The organism is Paenibacillus oralis, assembly GCF_003863965.1.
In the GTDB taxonomy this organism is placed as follows: Bacteria; Bacillota; Bacilli; order Paenibacillales; family Paenibacillaceae; genus Fontibacillus; species Fontibacillus oralis.
This window is the reverse complement of record NZ_RRCN01000001.1, coordinates 4,717,261-4,733,954: the sequence shown is the minus strand read 5'-3', so window position 1 is coordinate 4,733,954 and position 16,694 is coordinate 4,717,261. Positions and strand designations below refer to the sequence as shown.

At 45.5% G+C, this 16,694-nt stretch carries 21 protein-coding genes; 3 read left to right on the top strand and 18 right to left on the bottom strand.

What is annotated here, in order from left to right; translation table 11 throughout:
* Positions 1-149: 149 nt before the first annotated feature.
* The 3 genes from EHV15_RS38075 to EHV15_RS21100 all read left to right on the top strand — a co-directional run bounded on the left by EHV15_RS38075 (position 150) and on the right by EHV15_RS21100 (position 2,115).
* On the top strand, positions 150-605 hold the full coding sequence (locus EHV15_RS38075) for an SH3 domain-containing protein (RefSeq protein WP_342774026.1): 456 nt from the start codon (positions 150-152) through the stop codon (positions 603-605).
* On the top strand, positions 524-904 hold the full coding sequence (locus tag EHV15_RS38070; protein WP_342774088.1) for a C40 family peptidase: 381 nt from the start codon (positions 524-526) through the stop codon (positions 902-904). Before EHV15_RS38075 ends, EHV15_RS38070 begins: the two co-directional genes overlap by 82 nt.
* 491 nt (positions 905-1,395) lie before the next feature.
* On the top strand, positions 1,396-2,115 hold the full coding sequence (locus EHV15_RS21100) for a class A sortase (protein WP_178075921.1): 720 nt from the start codon (positions 1,396-1,398) through the stop codon (positions 2,113-2,115).
* Between the two features lie 86 nt (positions 2,116-2,201).
* Here EHV15_RS21100 and EHV15_RS21095 read toward each other — a convergent pair whose 3' ends face one another.
* From EHV15_RS21095 to EHV15_RS21010, 18 genes are all read right to left on the bottom strand, one after another.
* Positions 2,202-3,290: a sensor histidine kinase gene (locus tag EHV15_RS21095; RefSeq protein WP_246061952.1), complete on the bottom strand. Its 1,089-nt coding sequence runs from the start codon at positions 3,288-3,290 to the stop codon at positions 2,202-2,204.
* Positions 3,280-3,966, bottom strand: coding sequence for a response regulator transcription factor (locus EHV15_RS21090; protein ID WP_128632932.1), 687 nt, complete (start codon positions 3,964-3,966; stop codon positions 3,280-3,282). Before EHV15_RS21090 ends, EHV15_RS21095 begins: the two co-directional genes overlap by 11 nt.
* 45 nt (positions 3,967-4,011) lie before the next feature.
* Positions 4,012-5,325, bottom strand: a complete 1,314-nt coding sequence (locus tag EHV15_RS21085) for an MFS transporter (RefSeq protein WP_128632931.1) — start codon at positions 5,323-5,325, stop codon at positions 4,012-4,014.
* Positions 5,326-5,442: 117 nt separating this feature from the next.
* Positions 5,443-5,931, bottom strand: a complete 489-nt coding sequence (locus tag EHV15_RS21080) for an OsmC family protein (RefSeq protein ID WP_128632930.1) — start codon at positions 5,929-5,931, stop codon at positions 5,443-5,445.
* Positions 5,932-6,050: 119 nt separating this feature from the next.
* Positions 6,051-6,326 carry a rhodanese-like domain-containing protein gene (locus tag EHV15_RS38375; RefSeq protein ID WP_425464482.1) on the bottom strand — a complete coding sequence of 92 codons (276 nt, stop codon included), beginning with the start codon at positions 6,324-6,326 and terminating at the stop codon, positions 6,051-6,053.
* A gap of 98 nt (positions 6,327-6,424) precedes the next feature.
* Entirely contained in the window at positions 6,425-7,351 is a 927-nt protein-coding gene (gene trxB, locus EHV15_RS21070) for a thioredoxin-disulfide reductase (protein ID WP_128632928.1), read from the bottom strand.
* A 129-nt stretch (positions 7,352-7,480) separates the two neighbouring features.
* Positions 7,481-8,599: a flavin monoamine oxidase family protein gene (locus tag EHV15_RS21065; RefSeq protein ID WP_178075919.1), complete on the bottom strand. Its 1,119-nt coding sequence runs from the start codon at positions 8,597-8,599 to the stop codon at positions 7,481-7,483.
* Complete coding sequence (locus tag EHV15_RS21060; protein WP_128632926.1) at positions 8,596-9,246, bottom strand: ArsR/SmtB family transcription factor; 651 nt, start codon at positions 9,244-9,246, stop codon at positions 8,596-8,598. The genes EHV15_RS21065 and EHV15_RS21060 overlap by 4 nt, the downstream gene beginning before the upstream one ends.
* A gap of 148 nt (positions 9,247-9,394) precedes the next feature.
* A complete protein-coding gene (gene trxA / locus EHV15_RS21055; protein ID WP_128632925.1) occupies positions 9,395-9,715 on the bottom strand; it encodes a thioredoxin in 321 nt (106 codons plus the stop codon).
* A 116-nt stretch (positions 9,716-9,831) separates the two neighbouring features.
* Positions 9,832-10,650 carry a zinc-binding dehydrogenase gene (locus EHV15_RS21050; RefSeq protein ID WP_281281655.1) on the bottom strand — a complete coding sequence of 273 codons (819 nt, stop codon included), beginning with the start codon at positions 10,648-10,650 and terminating at the stop codon, positions 9,832-9,834.
* A gap of 401 nt (positions 10,651-11,051) precedes the next feature.
* A complete protein-coding gene (locus EHV15_RS21045; protein WP_128631682.1) occupies positions 11,052-12,350 on the bottom strand; it encodes an IS110 family RNA-guided transposase in 1,299 nt (432 codons plus the stop codon).
* Positions 12,351-12,439: 89 nt separating this feature from the next.
* Complete coding sequence (locus EHV15_RS21040) at positions 12,440-12,610, bottom strand: hypothetical protein (protein WP_246061717.1); 171 nt, start codon at positions 12,608-12,610, stop codon at positions 12,440-12,442.
* Positions 12,611-12,787: 177 nt separating this feature from the next.
* On the bottom strand, positions 12,788-13,441 hold the full coding sequence (locus EHV15_RS21035) for an ArsR/SmtB family transcription factor (RefSeq protein WP_128632923.1): 654 nt from the start codon (positions 13,439-13,441) through the stop codon (positions 12,788-12,790).
* 167 nt (positions 13,442-13,608) lie between these two features.
* Positions 13,609-13,896: a hypothetical protein gene (locus tag EHV15_RS21030; protein WP_128632922.1), complete on the bottom strand. Its 288-nt coding sequence runs from the start codon at positions 13,894-13,896 to the stop codon at positions 13,609-13,611.
* A gap of 264 nt (positions 13,897-14,160) precedes the next feature.
* Positions 14,161-14,451 carry a hypothetical protein gene (locus EHV15_RS21025; RefSeq protein ID WP_128632921.1) on the bottom strand — a complete coding sequence of 97 codons (291 nt, stop codon included), beginning with the start codon at positions 14,449-14,451 and terminating at the stop codon, positions 14,161-14,163.
* A gap of 125 nt (positions 14,452-14,576) precedes the next feature.
* Positions 14,577-14,954 carry a winged helix-turn-helix transcriptional regulator gene (locus tag EHV15_RS21020; RefSeq protein ID WP_128632920.1) on the bottom strand — a complete coding sequence of 126 codons (378 nt, stop codon included), beginning with the start codon at positions 14,952-14,954 and terminating at the stop codon, positions 14,577-14,579.
* Positions 14,944-15,861 (bottom strand): DMT family transporter, encoded by a 918-nt coding sequence (locus EHV15_RS21015; RefSeq protein WP_128632919.1) that lies wholly within the window; start codon positions 15,859-15,861, stop codon positions 14,944-14,946. The genes EHV15_RS21020 and EHV15_RS21015 overlap by 11 nt, the downstream gene beginning before the upstream one ends.
* Before the next feature lie 113 nt (positions 15,862-15,974).
* Entirely contained in the window at positions 15,975-16,688 is a 714-nt protein-coding gene (locus EHV15_RS21010; protein WP_128632918.1) for a Na+/H+ antiporter NhaC family protein, read from the bottom strand.
* Positions 16,689-16,694: the final 6 nt, after the last annotated feature.

The following is a 16,694-nucleotide window of genomic DNA, read 5'->3' as shown; positions in this document are numbered from 1 at the left end:
TTCACAAAAGACAATAATGCGGTATTTTAAAGAAATGATTAAGCAACTGGAAAAATGTGCATCCAGGCCCACTACCTCCCCTGTGATAGCCTTGACTATGACCGCGATCCCGTACATCGCGGAAACACATCAAGGAGGAGTAAAAAATAATGAAGAAGAAACTAGTTGCCGCTCTGTTGGCGCCGACGCTAATTGCCGGAACGATATTCACTGGACAATACGCTAATGCGATAGCAAGCAACCAAGCTATCATCGTCAAAAGCGTCAATTTTCGGGACAAGCCTTCTCTGAGCGGTGAACGGATTCGTTACTTGGAGGCAGGTGAACATGTAGATATTTTAGAACAGAAGAACGCTTACTGGTACAGAGTCCAAGATCGGCAAGGGAAGATCGGTTATGTCACAACCCAAAGTCGGTACATATCCGCAAGTGACACCTCTTCCAACGAAACCGAACAATCGGCCGCCGGCAAGGCCGAAAATGTCATTGAAGCCGGAATGAAGTATTTGGGCACGCCTTACAAATTTGGCTCCAGTCGTTCCAACACCAAACTTTCGACTGCTCAGACTTTGTTCGACAGGCTTTTAAAGACGGAGCTGAGCTGATCCTTCCCGGCAATTCCAGAACACAGGCAACGTATGTCAAAAAAAACGGGAAAACTTCAACGGATTGGCGAGATTTGAAGCCGGGAGACATTATGTTCTTTATGTCGTATAAAGGAAGCAAGCGTGCGAATTATTCCGGAATCGATAAATCCGCTGCACGTATTAGCCATAATGGCATCTACTTGGGGAATGGAAAGATCTTGCACACCTATTCCGAAAAATCCGGCGGGGTAAGAATCGACAACATCGAAGATAAACACTGGGAGTATCGGTTTGTATTTGGCGGAAGTGTCCTCTAACCATATCATACCGAGCAGAAGGGACAGCAATGTCCCTTCTTTTATTATTTTGTTGTTTTAGGTGTTTGCGGAAGCCAGAAGCATTGCCTTCCTTACGAAAGAAGGGTCAAGATCGATGGCAGTACATAACGTCTCGAACCAATCGCTATTCAAGAAAGTCTGTGCTTGGAGTCGGTTATGGAAATTCCGTCCTCCTTTCCTGGCCTTTATTTTTAAGTCGAAATACGTTCGGTTTAAAATGGCGTAGATTAAACTCCGGTACTGAGATGACATTTCCGTCTCCCCTTCCAAATGATCTTCATTTGATCGTACCGGCCTTTTGTTAAGTTCTAATAAAGAGAATAACCACACATCGCTCATTGTCATCTATAGGCAAAATCATTTATTCTTTTTCTGCACCTTTAACGATTCTTAACATTCTCAATGTACCATCATAAAGAAACGAAAGCGAAACTTAAACTAGAGATAAAAGTTACATGGGAGGGATTTCGGTGTTCAAAAATAAAACCGCCAATCGATGGTATTCCATAAGCTCTATGGTACTTATCATTACAGGAGCGGCGTTCATTTTATATGAACCCATCGTGAATAATTGGATCATCCCCAGACATCTGGCGAAAATGTATGAAACAAATTTAGGTGCGGAAGGAATCAGGCAAAATGTAATCGCAATCAACACACAGAGAGAAGAAACGATCACCCGAAACTTTGATTTTTCGGAAGTCGAGAACTTGGACGCCTTCGATATAACGGCCTCGATCCAAACAGAAAACGTCATCGGCGGCATCTACATTCCTAGCACAGGTATCAATTTACCAATTCTACATGGGGCTACGAATGAAAATTTGAAAGTGGCTAGCGCCACACTGAAGCCAGATCAGGTCATGGGTGAGGGAAACTATGCCATCGCTGCACACAATTCACGAAATCCCGATAAGATGTTCGGCTCTTTAAGGTACGTTGAATTAGGGGATGAGATGTATATCACCGATAAAAATAAAGTGTATAAATACACGATGGTTCATCAAGAGGTTGTTATGCCGGAGAGAGTGGATGTGATTGAAGATGTAGAAAATAAAACGCTATTAACACTTGTTAGTTGCTATAGCTGGGATGGATCGGATCGACTTATTGTTACAGGTGAACTTACGGAAGTGATTGAATATACTGACGCGGAACAAGAAATATATGACGTCTTCCAACCGCTGTAGTTCTGTATCAGAACGTCATAAAAAGCCGGTACACTCAAACGAAGATGGATCTTCCATTGGGGGTACCGGATTTCCTGAAGCCCTTTTTATTTTTTTTCATTTAGAGGAAACCGAACCCAAAAATGATGGAAAGTCCCATCCGAATCAAGCCCGACTTGTCCGTCGAATCGTCCCATGATTTCCTTCACAATTGAGAGCCCCAGTCCTGTTCCATATCGGTGTTGTTCCCGGCGTCTTGACGGATCGACGCGATAAAAACGTTCAAATACCAAATCGCGCACTTCCTCCGGAATAGGTTCTCCCTGATTGGAAACCGTTATCCGATACACAGACCGTTCGCGCTTTCCCGTCACCCTGATCCCCCTTCCCGTGCTATACATGAACGCATTCTGCAGCAAATTGTTCATGACCTGCTTGATTCCGTCCTCCTCACAAATAATGATCCCCTCCTGTATAGAGACGTTCAATAAGATACCTCTTTTTTCGCTTTCCAGTTGAAAGGACAGGATCGATTGTTGCAGCAATTCATGAATGTTGACTTCTTCCAGAACCATACTGCTATTCTTTCTCGCCTCCCAAACCGTCAATTCATGAAGCTGTTCCACCAGCCGGGTTAGATATTGAGACTCTTCAAGCAAGGATTGGTACAGTTCCCGATTGCCTTCCAAAACTCCACTGGATAGCGCCTCCAAATAACCGTTTAAGTTACTCAGGGGAGTTCGCAATTCATGAGATATATTGCTAAGTAAACGTTTCCGGTTTTCTTCCGTTCGTTGCAATGTTTTGGCAAATTCATTGAAATGTCGGGTAAGCCTGCCAATTTCATCATTAGATTGTGGCGGAACGAGTTCAGGATGATACCCTTCCATCATCAGCTGCGTGGACTTCGTGAGCTGTTTTAAAGGGGATAGCACATTTCGGATAAAGACATAATGAATAATGGCGGCAAATAGTATAGCCAAAATACTTGCTCTCCATAAAAAAACATCCATTGTCTCGTTGAAGAAGCCGCTCCCCCCCTTCCCTACCAATTCATATTGTCCTACAACCGAGCAAGCGAAATCTTTGACGGATACGCCTACGAGCCAGATGACAACTGCAATAACCAGTCCGTTTATCAAAATAAGCTTCATTGCCAAACGTTCCCGCCAAAACATCCATCGCTTAATATGCATCAAATCGATACCCCATTCCTCTGATCGTTTCGATAAAGCGGGGAGCTCCCCGCAGGGCTTCAATCTTTTCTCGAAGCTTGCTGATATGAACATCAACGGTTCGGTCAATGACAACACGTTCTTCTTGCGGGTACAGTTCCTGCAATATCTGTTCTCTTGACAGGATTTGATTCGGGTGCCGCATCAGAAAATATAGTAGCTTAAATTCATGCATCGTTAGCGGAATGAGTTCGCCGTTATACTTGACTTCTCCTCGATGCGGCTTAACCGTTAATCCTTTATAACTGATTTTGCTGCAACGATTGGCTGTTCTTCGCAAGACGGTTTCGACTCTGACCACAACTTCGCGCGGGCTAAACGGTTTAGTAACGTAATCGTCCGCTCCCAGTCGCAATCCCCGAATACGCTCCTCCTCCGATACCTTGGCCGTCAGCACCACAATCGGCGTATCGCTCTTCATATCAGAACGAATCCACTTACAAAGCTCTTCCCCGCTTTTATGCGGAAGCATAAGATCCATAATGACAAAGCAGGGGTCGAATTTTTCAAAGAGAGCCACGCCCTCTGTTCCGTCCGCCGCAAGCATGATTTCGTATCCTTCCTTTTCGAAATATATTTTTAGCAGCTGTCGTATTTTCGGATCATCCTCAACAATCAGGATCGTTTTGCCCTTCATTCCTAAAATGTCCCCCCATCCCATGATCGCTTAATGTCATCGGAGTCATCCCTTCTTCTGCCCCCGGGACCAGACGACAACCGGAATCAACAGCAGCGACAAGAATCCTCCAGCCAAAGAGAGTGTGGAAAAGCTTGATGAAGCGACTACCATGCCCGACAAAGCCCCACCTGAGGCACCTGCTAATGCGATCAGTACATCCACCGTGCCTTGTGTCTTCGCCCGGATTTGCGGCGGTGTTGCGTCGATGATGGCAGCTGTCCCGCTAATTAAACCGAAGTTCCAGCCCAAACCTAGTAGGGCCAATGCCAGAATGAGCAGAAACATCGAATCGCTAGGCGCAAATGCAGCCACTATCCCTGCCAACAGTAGGGTAATTCCGGAGGCGTAGGACATTATCGTGCGCCCGTATTTATCGACGAGAACACCGGTAATCAGTGAAGGCAAATACATCGCGGCAACATGGATGCCGATCACGATGCCCACCTCGCTTAGTCCATGCCCATGATGCTTCATGTGAACCGGCGTCATAGTCATAATGGCGATCATAACGATTTGGGTTAATACCATCACCGTCGCGCCTACGATGATGCCCGGTTTATGGACTCGCAGTTCAGTCTCCCGCGTTCCCGCCCCGCTGCTTTGTCCTTCCTTTGTCCGCTCAATATCTGCAACGGCCTTGGCGACGACGAGCGGATCGGGACGGAGAAACAGAAGAAGAACCAGACCCGCTAAAATATAGGCCATGGCGGCCAGCATAAACGGACCTGACAGCGCAGGAGCGCCGATGGAAGTCGCTATCCCACCTGTGATATTGACCAGATTCGGGCCAGCAACCGCGCCAAAGGTCGTGAAGACCATGGCGGCACTAATCGCTTTGGCACGTTGTGTCGGCAACGCTAGATCCGTACCGGCATAACGCGCCTGCAAGTTTGTCGCCGTACCGGCACCGTAAACTAACAAAGACATAAAGAGCAGTGGCACATGATTGAGAATGGCTGCCAAGACGACTCCTGCAGCACCGATTCCCCCCGCCAAAAAGCCGGCAGCAAGCCCGGCCCGGCGGCCCAAACGTTGGGAAAGGCGGCCGACTAAAAGCGCTGCGGCAGCGGACCCTAACGTAAACAAGGCGGAAGGAACTCCGGCATAGCTGTCCGTGCCAAGCATGTCTTGGGCAAGCAGCGCACCCACCGTGATTCCCGCAGCCAAGCCCGCCCCGCCAAAAATTTGGGAAGCGATGACGATCTTCATTGTTCTTCTGTACAACTGTCGTTGCTTCTCGGGAGACGCCGCATATTCCTCTAACGAACCGGGAAGATTGTTCGTCTTTTTTTCAAGTGATAAGGTAGTTTCTGACATGTGTATTCTCCTTCTATTTAACGGATCAATTAAGCAACAAGCTGTTCATTCATATAAATAGCCCCCTTAATATGAAGGGGGCTATTTATCGATTTGCCTCATACAAACGAATAGAGATTACCAGTCCAATCCGTGCTCTTCAATATAATTACTTGTCACATCTTCCCCGGATTCAATCGATACCTTGCCTTGTGTATCTACTGGCACCCCTGCTTTTTTTAGCAGTTGACCAATATGACAATCCTTGTCGGCCTGTACAATCAACTCTTCTACCATAGCAACATCTTCTTTTGTAGCATCCGAGGTCAATACGACATGCGGATGATGCGCAATAGCCGGATGCCCTCCTTGGGACACTGTACCTTCTGTATCCATGAAGAACCCGGTTACCGGCATTTTTTTACGATCAAGCATGTACGCGAGTGTCATTGTAAAACAAGCAACTGCCGAAGATATGAGTAATTGCTGCGGTTCTGCCCCCTCTCCGCTTCCGCCCTTCGGAACCGGGATCGCAATCTTGGTTTTCAGATTGTCACTTTGAATCCGTCCGTCCCCTTTTGCATTTTTATACCAGATCGTGTTCATTTTAATTTTTGGTTCTACCATTTCAATCACCTCTTAATTATATTTCCGTATTCAATTCTTTATTTGAATTTTAATTATTGCTTTCCCTTATGTCAAGCCCTTATGACATTCGCCGGTTGTAAATCTGTTTGATCTGCTCATCATAGATGATCCAAAACCGGCCCATGCACCGTGTATAGTTTACGGAACCCTTTTCGTTGAAGAATACGAGCGGCCTTTCTGCTCTTGAAACAACTGTCAGCCAGGATCATAACCTCATCCCCAGGGGATAATTCTTTATGCCATAAAAAGGGTAATCTCCCTAACGAAATATTGATCGAATCCGGAATATGTGTCCTATCAAATTCCGTTACATCTCTCACATCAAGAAACTTAATCGAGGGGGGCAGCTTATTTATGCTATCCCTGAGGTTCATTTTTAAACACGACAGATAACGAACCGGCCAGACTTGATAAATAGTCCACATGAGAGCCATTGTGAACAGGATATATAGGGTAGCCATGTAAACTTCGCTTAATCTTCGTTGGATTCAATGAATTTTTCACTATCGATGGCTGCCATAGCACCGCTGCCTGCCGCAGTAATGGCTTGACGATAGCGGCTATCCTGGACGTCCCCACAAGCGAATACGCCGGGAATATGGGTCTCCGTCGTGCCTGGAGTGGTGATAATATAGCCATTTGCATCCGTTTTGATCTGTCCTTCCAGAAAGTCGGTATTTGGGTGATGCCCGATAGCCACAAACACTCCATTGGCAGGAATAACTTCGTCTTCCCCCGTTGCATTATTTTGTACTTTCAACCCAGTCACCCCATGGTCACGAGCGATAACTTCAACTGGCGTCCTGTTAAGTGCCCATTCGATTTTTCCGTTGGCACGAGCACGATCTTGCATGATTTTGGAAGCTCTCAGTTCGTCGCGTCGGTGTACCAAGATGACTTTAGATGTGAATCGAGTCAAGTAATTGGCCTCTTCCAGCGCGGTGTCGCCGCCTCCAACAACAATCAATTCTTTATTCCGAAAAAAGAATCCGTCACATGTAGCACATGTGCTAACGCCGCGCCCGATATTCGCTTTTTCGTTCGGAATCCCCAAATATTTGGCACTCGCACCTGTAGAAATAATGAGCGTTTCGGTGATGATTTCACCTTTCCCTTCGACATGCAATTTAAACGGGCGTTTGGACAGATCCACTTTATTTACCCAACCCGTATAAAATTCGGCCCCAAAACGTTTGGCTTGCTGTCGCATATTCTCCATTAACTGAGGCCCCATAATTCCCTCCGGAAATCCAGGAAAATTTTCAATTTCCGTCGTTGTGGTTAATTGCCCGCCAGGTTCTGGACCTTCAATAACAAGCGGGTTCATATTGGCGCGGGCCAGATAGATAGCTGCAGTCAAACCTGCCGGGCCTGTTCCTATGATTACTGATTTATACATCCTCCATCCTCCTTTTTTGTCACGCGAAAGTTTTATAATATTCAATTGAATAATTGAATTATAGTATTTAGTATTCCTTTCGTCAAGACTGAACTTTTCCGTTCGAACTATCCTTTTTACGGAACGTGATCATATTGACCCACGAATATTTGTTTTAAATAGCCCAATGAGTTCCGATACTGCTCGCTCGGCCGATCGAAGCGCGCCTTCAAGATGTCCGCCGTGTTCATTATCCGTTTCCGTGCCTGCAAAAATAAGCCTCTTTCCCCAACTCTCCGTGCCTGCAAGGGGACCATACTCCGGATAGTTTCGAAGTGGTTCGGTATCTTCAAGCACCGCGGTTTCCGGATCACTTGACCAATCCTTATAAAGAAGGGCGCTAACGTTTTCCGCAGAAGGCCCGAAAAGCCGCGTCAACTGTTCCACGACGAGCTTGAGGACTCTTTCCTCTCCTAGTTCTTGCCGCGACTTTGCCGGCAGCCCAAAGAAACCAAAAAGCGCCCCTGCCCCCGTTTCGGGCGATGCATCATGGATTTCCTGCAAAGGTCCCGCCCAACTGGACACGAGACCGAACAACCCTTTTTCTCGCCAAAAGGGTCGTTCGTAAACCACAACGGCTTTAGCCTGTGCTGCCATCCACGTAGGTTTGTTGACCATGCTAGCAATGAGATCTGTAGAGAGTTCAGGCCAAAAGGAGATGTTGCGCGCTACGATTCGAGGAGGTAAGGTGCTAATGACCGCACTTGCACGGATACTGCTCCTCTGACCTTCAACTTCAAGCGCAAGGGTTCTGTGTTCATCCTGACGGATCGAAGTCACTTTTGTGTTAAGCCGTACTGTTCCAGGAGGAAGCGTGGCTGCTATGGCATCGATAAGAGACTTTGCACCTCCAATAAACCGAAACGATCTTTCAACAGCTCCTTCCGGCAATCTATATTGCTGTGCAGGCTCATTTCGCGATCGTTCGGAAAGCATGAGCCCTTCATTATATTGCTCAAAAGTCTTTATACCGAGTTCCTTAACGAGATTGGTGATCGCCCGCTCATAACGCGGCCAAAACCATGTCGGTCCCAAATCGAATCTCCCGAGTTCACGCTTCTCTGCAACTTCCATGCTTAAGACTCTCCCGCCGATACGATCCCGGGCTTCGAGTACGCTGCACGAGATGCCTTGCGCTGTGAGCAATGATGCAATGCGCAGGCCGCTTAAACCTGCACCAATAATGACCACCAATTCATTTTTACTCATGTCAAATTCCACTCCTTCACCCCTTCATCGATGCGATAGGCAGTAAATCCCTTTTTCTGCATAATTTCAACGGCCTCCGCCGGATTCACACAAAAGGGGCCTCTACAATAAGCCGCAAGTTCTACATGCTGTGGCAGTGTTTGAAGGTACGCCTCGAGTTCTTCCATGGGTACTGATATCGCACCTTCAATATGCCCTGCCTCATATTCGTCTTTAGGACGAAGATCCAATACTATAATCGTGTTGGCAGCCATTCTCTTCAGCAACTCTTCTTTGGAAATCGTGCGGATGCCTTCATATTCATGCAACAGGTCTTCTTTAATACGAGGTATATCGGAAAGCCGGTTCTCACATAGGTTCCATAAGGCAATTAAAAACTCGGTCACCACAGGATCCACACTATAAATCGCATAGGTTCCTTCTTTTTTGAACTTCACCAGCCGCGAATCCAACAAAATTTGCAAATGCCGCGATACGTTGGCTACACTCATACCGGACTGCTGCGCTAAATGTTCAACCGTTTTCGGACCATTGGAGAGCAAATCCATGATTTCAAGCCGCTTATCACTGGACAAACATTTTCCAATCCGGGCATATTGCAGATACAGTCTTTCTTTAATGGATGGTTCTGAATGTGAGTGATCCATAAAATAACTTTCCTTTCCAAAGATTATGAAGCCATTCCCATCTCTTCATCGATACTGATTGGCCCCCGCATCATACAATTTATCTCAAACGAGCTATAACTCCGCCATCGAGCAGCATGACGATACCTGCAATCCTTTTCCTATTGTTTTATTTGTCTGTGAGCTTTAGGATTTTATCTTTGAGCACATGCTTTGGATTTAATCCAACTATTGTTTCCATCAGCCTGCCATCTTTAAACAGCAGCAAAGTCGGAATACTTCTGATACCGAATTGCGAAGCCAGCTCCGTTTCGTTGTCGACATTGACTGTGGCAAGTGTTGCTTGCCCCTTTAGCTCATCTGCTAATTCTTCTACAATCGGAAGCTGAATTTTGCACGGACCGCACCAAGACGCCCAGAAGTCAATCAGTGTTACGCCGGATTGAATATGGCTTTGAAATGTCGTTTTCGTCAGTGCTATTGCACCCATATAGAGTTCCTCCTCTTTTTATTTGTATTTTTAAATCAATTGTTACTGTATTCAATTGATCGATTGAATTATAATGCTGACTTTCTGATTGTGTCAAGCTGTTTATTTTTCCGATTTTATTCAGACATACTCAGCACGGCACGAAATCTCGTCTTTGCCGACATCATTTTATCATACGCTTCGCTAGCGCGTTCCAAGGGAAAGACTTCAATCAAAGGACGAACATCAGTCAGCACACTGAAATGAATTGCCGCTTCAACCTCTTTAGCCTGACCAGTAAACGATCCCCGCACAGTATGAGGGCCTTTCAAAAAATCCATCGCAGACAATTCTAAAGGTTCTCCGGAACCAGCTACAATAATGAGCTCGCCATCTGGATTTAGCCCATGAATCAAAGAAGAAATTACTTTAGCATTTGGCGCAGTAGCAAGAATGACTTTGGCTCCGCCTAATGATTTTAGCGCCTGGGCCGGATCTTCTTTTTCGGAATCGATATAATTATGCGCTCCAAGCTTTCGTGCCAACTTTTCTTTGTCCCCACCACGAGATATAGCCACAGTTTGAAAGCCGGCCTTTTTAGCAAACTGTACAGCAAGATGCCCGAGACCACCAATACCGGAAATAGCTACAAGATCACCGGGCCGAGCCTTACTGTTACGCAGTGCACTAAACGTAGTTTCGCCTGCGCACATCAAAGGGGCCGCTTCTTTGGATAGTATTTCATCGGGAATGCTGATCAGGCCATCTTCAAATGCAATCATGTATTCCGCGTAGCCGCCATCTATGGTTAGACCCGTTACATGGTTGTGACTCCCATGCCAACCAATGCCCACACGTTGCCCAATTTTCCATTTTGCCGAACCTGCCCCAAGCCCCTCCACGATACCGACCACTTCATGACCCGGAATCCTCGGATATTCTCGGGAACCTCCCACTATAAAGTAATAACTTCTCCTGTTTTCTCGTTCATTCTCAATATTTCAACTTTGACAGTGTAAGAGATACTGGTGGAGAATATAGTCTACACCACGATTTTCTGTAAGAGCGTAGGCGGGAACAGAGCTTAGGATCTTCTCGTTTCCAAAACTGTAGATAATTGGTTATGATCGCACAATGGATCTCCACATTCCGCCCTTGGGGTTCACCCTCCCATGTCACACTGGGTCTATGCCCTTACATTCCTTCGTTCTACCTCTCAAGGGGTGGATGCCGTTTCTCGCTCCTTTACAGGGTCGTTGCCCTTACGGTGTGTCGTGCGTCGGCTTCTCCGGTGCTTCCGTTGTCTAGTTGTACACATGTGAATAAGCGATATTGCAGGGTGATTGCTTCCTTGACTTTATGCAGCCAATTGTTGCAGCTGGGCTTGCCTAACGGGGCCCATGACATCGTTGGCGTTATACATTCTTTGCTTTGTTCCCAGGGTATAAAGCACCCGTATGAGTTTTCCACATAGGGCAATGAGAGATTGCTTCTTCTTCAGCGGGTTCTGGCTCCGCGTCGTGTAATACCGGTGAAGCGCTTGGAACTCCGGATTCTTTGCAACCAGCGGCATCACCGCTCGGAACAACAGCGCCCGTAGGCGTGATCGCCCTCGCTTGGTTATGCCTGTCTGTCCTTTCCGTATGCCTGAACTGTTTTCCATCAGATTAAGGCCCGCCAGACGAATGATCTGCTGACCGTGATCGTAGTGATTCAGATCTCCAACCTCGGCTAGAAATCCGGCTACGGTCAGAACGCCGATTCCGGGTACAGACAGCATTTCTGTCGTTCCTGGAATGCCCTCCAAAATTCCGGCCACTTGATGCATAATCGTTTCAAGCTGCTCGTTAAACAGGTCAAACTGCGACAGTAGCGTACTTAGTTCCAGCCTGGCGGCAACGATGCCTTCTGTCAGACCGATGGAGACGCTTGCTGCAGCGTAAAGCGCTTCTGCCCGCTTGATTCCAACGCCACGCCTGACTTCCGTCTTCCAATGCGCTAGGACGTCTCTAGCGCCCTTGGCGACGATATCAGCAGGCAACGGGAAGGCTCGCATGGTCATGAACGATGCCTTGCCACTCCAGTTTTTAAACACTTTTGCGTACTCCGGAAAGAATCGATCAAACCAATTGCCGATGCGGCTTTTGACTTGAGTTAGACTGTCCGATACCTTCTCGCGGAGGTTCATCAGGATCCGCAGTTCTGCGAATTCCTTCGTCGGCAACTTCGGTTCGGAGTAATTCCCATCCCGAATGAGTTTTGCGATGACTTTTGCATCCTTGTAGTCACTCTTCGTCGGTGAGTTATCTTCAAGCTCTTTCGACTTATTGACATGATGCGGGTTTACCACTACGACTTGAATCCCTTGATCCTGTAAGAAGGCTGCTAACGGAAACCAGTAGTGTCCAGTAGGCTCGATGCCAAATATGATGTCCGTCTTGCCGTGTGTCTGCCCGAGCTCCTTCATCCACGTCGCCAGCTTCGTCAGCCCTTCCTGGCTATTATGAAACACGCAGTCTTTTCCAAGCTCAATGCCACGGAAATCTACTGCACGAGCCACATGAATCTTCTTGGCGATATCCGCTCCGACGACCAGTGTCGATTCGGTAATTCGTGTAATTCGTTGATTCTTTTTCTGTTTCAGCTTATACTTCATGTAGAGCGTCCTCCTTCAATTAGGGCAGTGAATGGCCACCATTCCGAGACCCAGCATACAGGAGGCGCTTTTTCTTTTCAAGGGGCAAATTACTTCATTACAGGAATGGCTCCTTTAATAGCAACCGAGTCTCCATTACATACCCCGCATGCCTCTACACGAAGAAGCACTTGCCCTTCTCCAGGTTGAGGCACCGGGATCTCCACCAATTGCATTTTTTCGCCCTTGGACGGAATTTGCATTGCTTTCATCATTTTCATTGCATCTATCCTCCCTATAGTTTGGCTGCCGAACACTTATAGTATATGATGAATCAAATATTATTAAAATAAACAATTGTATAATTGATTATTAAACAACTTTAACCATAGGAGTTTTTCTGGGCACATAAAAAACGCAGCCTTAATGCTGCGTTTTTTATAGAGCAATCATCTTAACTAACTCGTCCGCCATTCATGCACGCCCTCTTCAATGCGATAGGCCTTGAATCCCTTTTTCAGCATTTTCTCAACAGCTTGCGTGGTGAATACACAATACGGTCCGCGGCAATAGGCTGCGATTTCGGTATTTTTAGGCAATTTTTGCAGATAGTCATCAAGTTCTTCCATTGGAACAGATACGGCTCCTTCAATATGTTGCGTCTCGTACTCATCTTTAGGACGAATGTCCAGTACATGAATATTGCCCGTTTTCATCCTCTCCAATACTTCCTTCTTGGATATGGTACGAACATTCTCATAGTGTTGATACAGATTTTGCTTGAGACGCGGTACATCAGAAAGCTGATGCTCAGAGATTTTCCATAAAGATATCAAAAATTCCGCGACTAGCGGGTTCGCCAAGGAGTAGATGACATACGTGCCTTTTTTTGTAAACCTCACTAAATTTGCATCTAATAACACTTGAAGATGACGCGATACATTGGCAAAACTCATTCCAGATTGATGAGCTAGAGTTTCGACAGCTTTAGGACCGTTGGATAGTAAACTCAAAATTTCCAGTCTTCTCTCACTGGATAGGCATTTCCCAATTCGGGCATATTGTAAAAACAATTGTTCTTTATATAATTCAGCTAATTGTGCATCTTCCATGAATTTCACCGCCATTTCTTATTCAACTGAATATTTGAATTATAAAACGTCAATCTTTAAATTTCAAGTAATCCCGAATCCCGATCAATTTCCTGTATCATGAAAAAAACCGGCAGTGCGATAATTCGCAGTACCGGTTTTATCTATGCTATGGGTTAATTCCGCCATTAATAGGCATTGTAAATGCGAATTTCCGGATTTGCCTGAAGCAGAGGCTTAAGTCCAACAACAACATCATTATTAAAAAGCTCACTTTCCAGATAAGCTTTTGCGTCTGCTTCACTACTAAAACCGTGAAGCACCTGAACATCTTCATCCCGAACCAGTAATTCTTTCGACAATGCTCCAGCAGTTCCTTTCAGGAAAGGCTCTTTATAGGTTGTGTAAACTTTTGTAGCTGCCTCACGATCTGAAACGTTGATTTTTAATGTAATTTGCAGATAAGCTTTTTGCATAAAGTTCAGCCTCCAATTTTGTATAAAATAAGTCAATCAAATATTTAATTATTCAATTATTCAATCGACTAATTTCATAATATTAAAATTAATTTTTAGAGTCAAGCTGTTAATTCGATTTGACTATATCATTTGACATTCTCCCTTGTGATCGATTGTTTGCTCATACCTAAGAAGGAGTAGTTTTACTATTTCCCAGAAAATAAAAGGCCCGAAATGCAAAAGCATTTCGAGCACATTACTACGTTGGTTGGAATAACCCACTTAAGAAACACTATAGATTTTAACATCCGGGTCGGCGCTCCATAATGGCTTTAGGCCAACAAACACATCGTTTTTGAACATTTCACTGTTAAGGTAGGCTTTTGCGTTTTCCACACTATCGAATCCATGAAGCACCTGAACATCCTTATCACGGATAAGCAAATCCTTGGAAACCGCACCCTTGATTTCCTTCAAGAAAGGCTCGCGGTAGTCCATATAAACTTTAGCCGCAGCCGGACGGTTATTATTATCAATAACCATTGTGATTTGCAGATATGCTTTTGCACTCATGATTTATCCCTCCATTGATTTGTTCTATGGTTCGTATGACCATGATTAAACTATAATCAAGGAGCTTGGCAGGGTAAATATATTAGGAAATTTATAAGTAACTAATAAATTTCATAGTTAAGAAACTATAGCTGGTCACAACTTATGCAAGCAGGCAATTTCGTATCCAAAGCTTCCGCTGAATGTTCCCGCGACCATTGACAGATACATTGAAGTATTGGAAGTACGGATTTTCCTTTTTCGGTAAGCGCATATTCAACTCTAGGTGGAATCTCATTATATTGCGTGCGAATGATCATTTCGTCCGCAATCATTTCTTTTAGCATTGCTGCAAGCACCGCATCTGTAATATTTCCAAGTTCCTTTTTGATTTCGTTATATCGTATTACTTTGTTAGAGGATAACACACATATAATTCTTGACTTCCATTTTCCGCCGAAAATATCAAGACCGTACTCAATAGGACACATGATTTCTTTTCCGAGTTTTAGATCATATTTCATAGCTTTTTCCTCCTGTCTTTGACAAACGAGCTGCCCGCGCCCCGCTTTTGTTGGTGAGGTAGACACCGCCAAGGATAAACACAAGCCCGGCCACCAGACGCCAGCTAATCGGCTCATGGAGCAGCGTGAATCCCCAGATAATCGCGCTAACCGGCACCAGATAGGTGACGGATATAGCGAATTGCGGGCTTCCTTTTTGCACCATGAAATAGAAAAGAATATAAGCGAAGCCCGAGCCGAATACGCCCAATCCGATGACCGCGCCGAGGGTGGTGGGCGAAGCCAGCGGCACCAGAGAGACGTCTTCAGTCGCCGCGGCCATGACGCCACTGCCGAGCGTAGCGCAGAGCAGTGTACCGAACGCCACCTGATACATCGACAGCCCTTCCGAGAGTTTTTTGGACAAGTGCGACCCGAACGCATAACATAGGGTTGCCGCCAGCATGCAAGCTAAGCCGAACCCATCGACCGAAACAATTGACGCCTTGCTTACGCCGAGCAGGACGATAATTCCGATAAAGGCAACGCCCATCCCCAGCCACTGTCTTCGGCCCGCAACGACATGAAAAAACAAAACCCCAACAGCCAGCGTCCACAGCGGCGTAGTAGAATTTAACACCGAGGCCACGGCGCTCGTCAGCCTCATTTCACTGAAACCGATGAACGCCCAGGGAATCGCAGTATTTACCAACGCCATGACAGCCATCTGCAGCCAGTGAATGTTGCGGATCGCAAACGGCTTGCGCAGGATCAGCATCATCGCTGATATCGTAGCCAGCCCGAAGATCGACCGCAGGAAGGCGATCACCCATGGACCGTAATCCGGCAGCAAAATTTTGATGAAGAAAAAGGAACCTCCCCAAATCAGGCTTAACATAATTAGTGCAAAGTAAAGTGGGCGTGCCACTCCTAATCCCTTCTCTCTTTTAGCATTTTCGCTAAAGTATTTGTATCTATAAAAGTTGAACTACCATGAATAAAACCAGACTTTTGCATCTGGTCTTATCTGTAAATATTTTTTTATAGTGCTTGAATTTCTCTTGCAATATTTGCAACAGCTTTTTGAACATATTCAGGATGTGTTGCTAAATTCAAGCGATTAAAACCAACAAAGTTTTTTCCGAACCATTCTCCATAATCAACAGCAAGTTTACATTTTTTTTGTACAAAATCCCCTATACCTTCAGGCTTAACATATTTTCTTAAGTCTAAAAAAAGCAAGTACGTTCCTTCTACTCCTGCCATGGCCACATTTATTCCTGCTCCGTTTGCCAAAGCAATCGCAACAGGAATAATGGCAACTTGTGTGCCCATGGACGTGCCCGTAGAAGTAGAAATAATACAAGAAATTAAAAATATGCCCGGTACTAAGAAATTTAAGGGGATTAAATCGATTCCCATATTGACAATTGAGTTTTCTGCTCCCATAGCGGAAGCTGCACTTTGAAAACCACCAGCTAAAAGTACAACGAGACTCAAAAGCATAACTCCATATCTTCCTGCACCTTTAGTATAAATTTCTGTCTTTGCACTTAAAGGCGTCTTTCTATCAAAAAATACAAATGCCATGCATATAGCCGCTATAACCGCAACATATCTGGGCATTTGTCCGAAAGGGTCTTCTGTTCCGGTAAGAGTAAAAAACACCCCGCAACCAACATACAAGACCAGAAAAACAATCATGGGAACAAAGGCTAGTCCTTTATAATTTTTCTCACTTCTAGGTTTTTCCATATTTTC